Genomic DNA, 9076 nt, shown 5'->3' on the forward strand with positions numbered 1-9076 from the left:
CGCGTTCTGTCAGTTCAAACCCAGTTTGCCGCGCAAGGTGGACAGGTCTTCCGCCAGGGTGTTGACCGGACCCACCAGGGCCTTGCGGTCGTTGTCCTTGACCTTGTCATAGGTCTCGAAACCGCCGTCCTTGGTTTTGTACTTGGCGAGGATCTTGTCTACGGTGGCGAAGTTTTTGTCGACCTTGGCCAGGAAAGCTTTGTCCTGCTTCTCGATCTGGCCACGGAACAGGTCGACGATTTTCTTCGCGCCGTCGATGTTGCCTTTGAAGTCATACAGGTCGGTGTGGCTGTAGCGGTCTTCTTCACCGGAGATCTTGGTGGCTGCGACTTCTTCGAGCAGCGCCGCGGCACCGCCGACGACTTTCTCAGGCGGGAAGGTCAGGCCGTCGACACGGGTCTTGAGGTCGTTGACATCGGCGTTGAGCTTGGTGGTCAGCGCTTCCAGGCCTTTGGTCGAGTTCTGCGAGAACAGCGCGTATTCGATACGGTGGAAGCCGGTGAAGTCTTCGGCGGTCACGCCTTTTTCATGGTCATCCACACGCGAATCGATCGACGCATCCAGGTCGCTGAACAGTTCGGCGATCGGCTCGATCGACTCGTAGTGCACGCGGGTCGGCGCGTAGAGCTTCTTGGCCGTGGCCAGGTCACCTTTGTTGATCGCATCGGTGAACGCCTGGGTCTGGGTCACCAGCTCACCGATTTCCTCGGTGACGTAGATCTTGTAGTCCGACACCGGACCTACCAGGTCCAGCGGCGCGGTAGCGGCGAACGCTGCCAGCGGCGAAAGGGTGATTAACAACGACAATGCGATAGACGACTTCTTCATGGGACGATTTCCGCTCTGGTGTGTGTTTTAGGTGTTGGCAGGGGTGTGCGGGTGCGTTGCCGCGAGGAGCGTGCGCCCGATGAAATCCTTAGGGCCCGTGACCCCCGGCAAGGTGAAGAAATACCCACCGCCGACCGGCTTGAGGTATTCCTCCAGAGGCTCGCCGTTGAGCCGGGTTTGCACGCTGATGAAGCCTTTCTCCAGGTCAGCCTGGTAGCAGATGAACAACAGCCCCATGTCCAGCTGACCGTTTTTATTGACGCCGTTGGAGTAGTTGAACGGCCGGCGCAGGATCAGGTTGGCCTGGGTCTGCGGGGTGCGCGGGTTGGCCAGGCGGATGTGGGCATCGAGCTTGGTCAACTTGCCTTCCGGGTCCTTGCTGTAGTCGGGAACCTGGGTTTCCTGCTGGCCACCCATGGGCGCGCCCGTGGTCTTGACACGGCCGATGATGCTTTCCTGCTCTTGCAGGGGGGTACGGTCCCAACGTTCAACAAAGTTGCGGATAATCCGCACGGCCTGGTAGCTGCCATGGGCGGCCCAGGCGGGCTCATCGCTGCCGGGCTGGACCCAGACGATCTGGTCCATCGCCTGGTTGTCGTTGGAGTTCGGGTTGGCCGAACCGTCACGAAAACCGAGGAAGTTGCGCGCGCTCTGCGCCGGCTCGCCAGGGCGGGCAGGGGCCTGGGGCGGGACGCTGCCTTCTTGTTTCCAGCGCACCAGCAGCAGGTCGGGCAGGTTCTTCACGATGTCGCGCAGGGCGTGGATATTGGTGTCCGGGGTGTTGGAGCAAAACTGCAGGCTCAGGTCGCCGTGGCACTGCGCCGGCTCCAGGGCATCGTTGGGAAAGCCGACCATGCGGCTCAGGCGCTTGGGCTTGACGCTGCCAAGGCCGAAGCGGTCGTCGAACAGGGATTCACCCACGGACACGGTGATGGTCAGGTTGTCCGGCGTCACCACCGGGCCGAGAATCCCGGAATCGGTGGGCGGCAGCTTCGGGTCGACTTGCGGCACGGTACCGCCGCTCATCAGGAAGCGGATGCGCTCGTTGAGGGTACGGAACAAGCGCTCCAGGTCCTGGCGGTCGTTGGCCAGTACGTCGAACGCCACCAGCATGCCGCAGGCCGGGCGCGGCGTGACGATGCCGCTCTGGTGTTGGCCGATAAAGTCGTGGTGGTCCTGGGTCTTGTCACTGCTGGGGGCGGTGGTGACTTGGGCTTGCGCGGCGGCCGCCATGGCCGGGCAGCTCAAGGTGCTGCCGGCAATCGCGGCGCCGGTGGCGGCCATGCCCAGCAGGACACGGCGGCGCTGAAGGTCAAACAATTGTGAGTCACTCATGTGTGCGGTCGTCTTCACTGCAGGCCGGAAAGGCCAAGGGCGGGGTCGATTCCATCGAGTACATTGGCCAGAGCCTTGGCCTTGTCGGCGATCTGCTTGCGCTGATCGGCGGTAACACTGTCATAGCGGCGGTACTGGCCGTCGACCTTCAAGCCACTGAGCTGGGCATCGAACGCATCGAGCGCGCTGTCGATCTTGGGCAGCAAGTCAGCGGCGGATTTGCTCAGCAACGGGCGCATCAGGTCCACCACCTTGTGGGCGGCATCCAGGTTGGCGGCAAAACCGTTGAGGTCGATATGGCTGTAGCGTTCTTCTTCACCGCTGACGGCGCGTACATCGGCCAGGCTGTTGAGGTTGCGCACCACGATGCTCACCAACTGCTCCGGTGGCAGCGACTGCGCCAGCAGTTGTTGCTTGAGGGTGGTCACGTCGGCAACCAGGCGCTGGGCAATCGGCGCCAGGCCATCGAGGCTGCGCTGTTGGAACAGGCTGTATTCGAGGCGGTGGAAGCCGCTGAAGGCCGGGTCTTGTTCGCGTTTTTCAAAGTAATCCGCGCGGGCGTTGATGGCATTGTCCAGCTCCGCCAGGCGTTGCGACGCCGGGGCCAAGCGCTGGTAAGCCTCACGGGCCAGCACGTACAACGCCTGGGCCTGGGCCAGGTCACCGGCGTCGATCGCTTGCTGCAAGGTGCTCACGGCCTTGACCAGTGCACTGCCCTGGCTGCTCAGGTACACGCGGAACTCCGACAGCGGGCCGATAAACGCCACCATCGACGGTTTGGCCTTGGCCTGGGCGTCGGACTCCGCCGTCGCGGTCACATGCAGGGTGCCGCGCGGGTTGCTCAGCAGGCCGCAGGTGATCGCATAGTCGCCGGGCAGCAGGTTGGCATTGATCACCTGGCTCAGGCCGGGGGCGATATTTTCACGTTCTTCGACCACCAGCACGCCATCGAGGATTTCCCACTCCACCGCGCGATCCGAGCGGTTGATGATGCGAAAGCTTGCGCGGCCAGCCGGTACGGTCAGCGCGTTCGGCTCGCAGGCGTGGCCATGAATGGTCACGGCAATTTCATTGTGGTTGGTCTGGCGCTTGGCGGCGGCCATTTGCGAGGCGTAGTAGAACAGGCCTGCGGCGGCGATCATCACGACCACCGAGCCGGCTACCGCCCAGCGCAAGGCGCGGGGCGGGGAGGCGGGTTGAGGCGTTGGGTTGGACAAGGGACGGTCCTTACTGGCTGGAAACGGAAGAAGAGGTGACGGCCGGCTTGGCCGGTGCTGCGGGCAGGAAGAACATCACCAGGGCCACGACCAGATAAATCAGGTAGGCGCCCAGCGTGCTGACGGTCGGCGCTTCTTGATACCCGAACATCCCGGCCAGTACCGAGCCCAACGGGCTGTCCATCGGCAGCACGGCGCTGAAATCGAACAGCACGGTTTGCAGGTGGTTCCACAGGCCGGCTTCATGCAAGGCCTGCACTGAGTTGGCGAGAATGCCCGCGGCCACCACCAGGATGAACAGACCGGTCCAGCGGAAGAACGCCCCGAGGTTCAGGCGCATGCTGCCGGTGTAGATCAGGAAACCGACGATGACCGCCAGGACCAGGCCGAGCAGGGCGCCCAACGGTGCACCGGGGCCTTCGCTTTGCTGGAACACCGCCAGCAGGAAAAATACGGTTTCCAGGCCTTCGCGCGCCACGGCGAAAAACACCATGAGGATCAACGCGATGACCTGATGTCTGGAGCCGGCCAGTGCATGATCGAGGGAGGCGTGCAGGGAATGCTTGATGGAGCGCGCCACCTTGCGCATCCAGAACACCATGGAACTGAGGATGCCCACAGCCACCAGGCCGACCACGCCTTCAAACAACTCCTGTTGCTTTTGTGGGAACTCGGCGCTGACCAATTCCAGACCGCCGCCCACCAGCAAGGCCAGCGCGGCAGCGAGAAACACGCCGATCCATACCGCTGGCATCCACTGGCCGCGGCCGGTCTGTTGCAGGTAACTGGCGATGATGCCAACGATCAGGGCTGCTTCAATTCCTTCGCGCAACATGATGAGAAAGGGGACAAGCATTCGGCACCGCAGGGTAACTAGATAGGAAGCTAAGTTGTAACATAATGATACTCATTGCTAAACAAGAAATATTGACCTTTACTGAACGCCGGCTGAACGGTGGTGGGGAAGCGCAACCGCCCTTATGATGCACACCACCTTTTGAGCCGTTGGATTGCCCCGCCCCCATGTCGGAAAAAGACACCATTTCCATCCATCTTGTGCGCGAAGCGCTGGCGCAGAGCTGTGCGCCGGGGGCCGCCACCGTTGAAGCGTTGAACAAGGTGGGCATCGACCCCGAGCTGTTGCTGCAGCCCGGCGCACGTGTGTCGGCCACCGCCTACGCGCGGTTGTGGCGCCTGCTGGCGCGGCGCCTGGACGATGAGTTCTTTGGCATGGACCCGCGCAAGCTCAAATCCGGCAGCCTGGCGTTTCTGTGCCGGGCCGCCCTGGCCCAACCCACCGTGGTCGATGGGTTGGAAACCGGGCTGGGGTTCCTGTCATTGATGCTCGACCATCTGCCCGCGCAACTGGTGCGCCAGCAAAGCCTGGCAGAAATCGTGCTGTTGGAAACCGAGGCAGAGCCACGCCGGGCGTTTACCTATTTCACGTACTGGATGATCGTCCACGGCGTTGCCTGCTGGTTGGCGGGGCGGCGTATACCGATCCTCGCCATCGAGCTGCGCTGCCCCCAGCCAGATTTCTGCGATGACTACCAGGTGATGTTCTCTGACAACCTGCGCTTTGATCGACCGCGCACCCGCATGATCTTCTCCGCCGACTGCCTCGACCTGCCGATCAAGCGCAGCCCCGAGGAGCTCAAGCGCTTCCTCGCCCATGCGCCGGCGAACATCCTGGTCAAGTACCGTGACCCCGACAGCCTGGCCACCCGCATCAAGCACGACCTGCGCCAGATGCCACCCGACATCTGGCCGGAAACCGACGGCCTGGCCGCCAGCCTGTGCATCTCCGCCTCAACCTTGCGCCGCCGCCTGGCGGAAGAAGGGCAGACCTATCAGGGCCTCAAGGACAGCGTGCGCAAAGAGCTGGCGATTGTCTGGCTGGCGGAACCCCACATCAGCTTTGCCGAGATCGCGACGCGACTGGGGTTTGCCGACACCAGTTCGTTTTATAAGGCGTTTCGTAAATGGGCGGGGTCGAATCCGGGGCATTATCGGAGTTTGATTCTTAACGATGCCAGATAAGTCTTCAGGCAGATATATGGTGCTTAAGTCATGGCTGGTCTGTATATACCTTACCCACCAGCATGTTTTTGACCCGCCCCCTGCACAGGTTAAATCCCGCTGTTTGAAGTTCGTAATCTGCTCCCGTCTAGGGCAGAGCTGAGCCTGTTGTAGCAACGCCGCGAAGGCGACGTCGCAGAAAGTTATGGTTGATGACGGGAAATCGACTCTTGACCTTTTCCGGCTGAAATTATTCGCGCGTGCCTCAAATCAATAGTGACCAGCACCATCCCATGAACAGAATGGCCAAAACCAATAGAGCGGAAACAATAAGCAATAATAGAAGAATTATTCTATTTCTCCCGACTTCCAAAAAATACAGAAAGAGAGTGAGTAATGAAAGTAATGGAGTCATAACAAAAACTCCAACGGTAAAACTTACCATCCTCCCCAGTTCTGGACTTACAAAATACAAGCTTGTAAAGATAAAAGATGGGAAAGATAAAAGCGTTAGGGTTAATGCGAGACGAGATGCTCTGGGTGATTTTCTATTTTTATCGCCGGCCATATAAAGCACTCTGAAAAATTCTGAAAGTACTGAAGGAACTCGATTAGCGGTACTGCTGACAAAACCAACGGCGCAGTCCTTCACCTCGTAGTCGTTTTCTGGTGGTGGCTGGCCATTAACCCCAAAGACTATGGCCGCGCTTCATGAAAGCAGGCTCCATTCGACCGATTGCTCACGTTGCGTAATCTTGTCGGAGAACGGCCAACTACGTACCTGATAGCGTTCTATCACCAGCATCGGCAAGATCTCGCCTTTCTCAAACCACTGAACACCGTTCCGCCCTGCCACTGAATAACCCGGAAGAAGCAAGCCAACCTTCCAATAGCCACTTACTGGACAGATTTGGCCGCTATAGCAGTTGGGTGCGAATAAGTGCGATTGGCTGAACGCAGGCGACCCCGGCATTCCGTGGCCAGTTGCCGGGTCGAGAAGCTTGATCTGGGCTAACTGATGGATCAACGCTTCGCTGGGCTTTTCTGGCGGGACATTGGCCAGGCGTGCTTCCAGCCATTGCAGTTTGCCGTCCCAGGCGGGCAGTTTGGCTGGGGGTAGGGGAAGGATGTCGTTGATTTCGGGGACTTTGGGGTCGGCGTAGGAGTAGTTTGCGAGAATTCGCCAGATTTTTTCATAGCGTTCGGCTCGCTCAAGGTCTTCCTGTTGGCCTAGGTAATACAACTTGTTGGAGGGTGCAGGGCCGCGAAATGCCTCCTCTAGCCAACCGGCAGCACTTTCGTCGCCAGCTACAACGCCCATTTGGAAAACCTCGATAGCCTCCAAATACTGCCGTGCGTGTTTAAGATAAATACCGAGCGCAATTGCCGCCTCGCCATTTCCCTGTTCAGCTGAACAGCGATACATCTGTATTGCTATTCCCGGTGCAACATCAATCGAGTCGAGCTTGTCACCCACGTAGTATTGGGCCTGGGCATTACCCTGATCAGCCGCCTTTCGAAAATAACGCAATGACATGGCCGTGTCCTGCTTCAGCCCGGCAGAGCCGCTCTTCAGGAAAACGCCGATGAAGTAATATCCCGTCGCCACGCCCGCGTCGATCAATTGCTGGCTTAGACGCAGATGCTCCTCCCCCCTTAGCTTGAACTTTCCACGCATTGCTCCGTTCTGCAGGTTGATATTGGCTTTGTAGTGTTCGTTCTCGGCAGCAATACGATACAGCCGCTCAATTTCGGCATCGATGGTCTTGTCTTGTTTGAGCTGGTTATTTTTCTGCAACCAACGGGCGTACTGGAATAGCACATCGGCTTCGGTTGAAGGTTCGGGAATGGTTTCATGCATACAGGTAAAGGTCAGCTTTTGCTTGGCCTCGGTGATCGGACTCATTGGAATATCCTGATTCAGGTGAGTAAGGGGGCCGCCGTTGTTACAGGCGGCCAACATTAGGCTTGATAGCAGAAGGATTCGGCGCATCAGTCGAGATCCTTTAGGATCGAGTTGCCGTAACAGAACTCGACGAGTGGAGCATCGGGTGCCTCCCTATTTTTTTGGAGGCGTTTGTTGTTATTGATGATCTCCTGCCAAGCCTTAAACGCTTTGCCCGGCTCATCCTGCGCCCCCTTGTTATCCGTATGCATACCCCACAACCGCCGCCTCAATGCCCGCGTCACACTCATCCACTCATGGGCAATATTCAGCTCGCTATCCACCTGCATGCTGCGGGTATTGATGTTGGCCGAGCCGAGGGTGGTGAACACGTCATTGACGATCATCAACTTGGAATGGATGTAAACCGGTGTCCACGGTTTGCCGGCGGGTGAATCCGGTGCCACCAGTGAGCACATGTGGACTTTCAGGCCGGGGATCTCCTGCGCAATGATCGTGCTGTCCTTAATCTTCCTGGTTTTCTGATCAAACTCAGCCTGCCAGTTCGCCAATTCCCTCTGCCCGACGTGATCGCGTGGATCAGGTGTCGGCCGAGGCGGAGCGGCGCGCTTTACCTCTTCGATGCGCTGTAGCTTGGTCACCCCAGGAATGGTGTCGGCACGCCCCAGGCTTTCGAGCATGCGCTGGGTATTCACGGTGCCTGCGCCCATGCCGTCGTCGGTCGCGTTGGTGATCACAAACAGGTGCAACGCGCCATGCAAACCCGGATCACGTCCCGCACCGGTTTGATCGGTGGCCGCTTTCTTGATTGCTTCAGCCAACGGCGGCCAACGAAAGTACTGGTTCTCGATATAGATGAACTGGGTCGCGTTGTTGACCGCGTTCAGATAGACCTTTTCGATATCACGCTTACCCGCCTGCGCCTGGGTGCGCAGTACCTGGGCAATTTGGCGAGTGGCGCCGGGGGGGCATTGCAGTTGAGGTCCCACCGCCATTGCCTTGCGCGAGGCGAGCAAGTCTTCACCGGTTTCCTTGCGCCAGGCGGTAGCGAAGTTATGGTGCAGGTGTTCCAGGATCGGTCCGCTGATCTGGCTGGAAATGTCCTGGCGCGGGGTGTCGCCACGCGGGCCACGATTGGGTTCGGGTTTGGTGTCTGCGGTTCGGCCCCGTGCTGAATGCTCGTTTTTATCCCAGTACTCATCGAGCATGTTGTGGCCCATGACAAACCCAACGGCGCTGTCCTCCAGCTCATAGTCGACCAGTACGCTTTTCTGGTGGTGGCTGGCCGTCAGCCGCAGCGCGTGGCGCATCTTGGCGCTGATATCGGGATCAAGGCTTTCGTGTTTTACACTGCGGGCAATCTCCGCTCGTTCATCCAGGTCGAACCCACGACTCACAAACACCGGAAGCCCCTTCGCCGCCTGTTGCACTGCCTTCGCATCCGAGACCGCGCAGTCGGCAAACCAGCGGCGGTCTTCGTCGTATTGCGCCTGAGTAGAATGTTGCAGGGCCCGATCCTGAATACGCAGCGTGCCTTTGCCAGGCAGGTTCGCCTCACCCGCAAAGCCTGCGGAGTTGAGCGGCATCTCCCAACCCAGCACGCGTACCTCGACGCCTTCGCGAGCCTTGGCCTTGAGCAGGTCGCCGATGCTCGGCGCACTGCCGTCGCGGATGAAGAACATCGATGGCTGGAAGCCCCAGCAGATGATGTCGACGGTTTTGGTGGCCTGGGCGATCGCCAGGTGCACGGCCTTGAAGGTTTCTTCACCGT

7 protein-coding genes are annotated in these 9076 nt (G+C 59.3%); 1 reads left to right on the forward strand and 6 read right to left on the reverse strand.

The window, feature by feature from the left end:
- Positions 1–9 precede the first annotated feature (9 nt).
- Genes efeO (ACODSV_RS19935) through efeU form a run of 4 tightly spaced genes read right to left on the reverse strand, consistent with a single transcriptional unit; the run spans position 10 to position 4236 of the window.
- Positions 10–828 carry an iron uptake system protein EfeO gene (efeO, locus tag ACODSV_RS19935; RefSeq protein ID WP_150055536.1) on the reverse strand — a complete coding sequence of 273 codons (819 nt, stop codon included), beginning with the start codon at positions 826–828 and terminating at the stop codon, positions 10–12.
- Between the two features lie 27 nt (positions 829–855).
- Positions 856–2163, reverse strand: a complete 1308-nt coding sequence (efeB, locus tag ACODSV_RS19940) for an iron uptake transporter deferrochelatase/peroxidase subunit (protein ID WP_150055535.1) — start codon at positions 2161–2163, stop codon at positions 856–858.
- Positions 2164–2177: 14 nt separating this feature from the next.
- On the reverse strand, positions 2178–3380 hold the full coding sequence (gene efeO / locus ACODSV_RS19945) for an iron uptake system protein EfeO (RefSeq protein ID WP_150055534.1): 1203 nt from the start codon (positions 3378–3380) through the stop codon (positions 2178–2180).
- A gap of 10 nt (positions 3381–3390) precedes the next feature.
- Positions 3391–4236 carry an iron uptake transporter permease EfeU gene (gene efeU, locus ACODSV_RS19950; protein ID WP_024075313.1) on the reverse strand — a complete coding sequence of 282 codons (846 nt, stop codon included), beginning with the start codon at positions 4234–4236 and terminating at the stop codon, positions 3391–3393.
- A 167-nt stretch (positions 4237–4403) separates the two neighbouring features.
- Here efeU and ACODSV_RS19955 point away from each other — a divergent pair, with 167 nt between their 5' ends.
- On the forward strand, positions 4404–5420 hold the full coding sequence (locus ACODSV_RS19955) for an AraC family transcriptional regulator (protein ID WP_150055533.1): 1017 nt from the start codon (positions 4404–4406) through the stop codon (positions 5418–5420).
- A 688-nt stretch (positions 5421–6108) separates the two neighbouring features.
- On the opposite strand, the gene ACODSV_RS19960 is transcribed toward ACODSV_RS19955, so the two are convergent.
- Positions 6109–7392 carry an SEL1-like repeat protein gene (locus tag ACODSV_RS19960; RefSeq protein ID WP_454843623.1) on the reverse strand — a complete coding sequence of 428 codons (1284 nt, stop codon included), beginning with the start codon at positions 7390–7392 and terminating at the stop codon, positions 6109–6111.
- A partial coding sequence (locus tag ACODSV_RS19965; RefSeq protein ID WP_489078315.1) for a phospholipase D-like domain-containing protein occupies positions 7392–9076 on the reverse strand: 1685 nt, incomplete at its 5' end. The genes ACODSV_RS19965 and ACODSV_RS19960, both read right to left, overlap by 1 nt.

This window comes from Pseudomonas sp. FG86, from assembly GCF_057808775.1.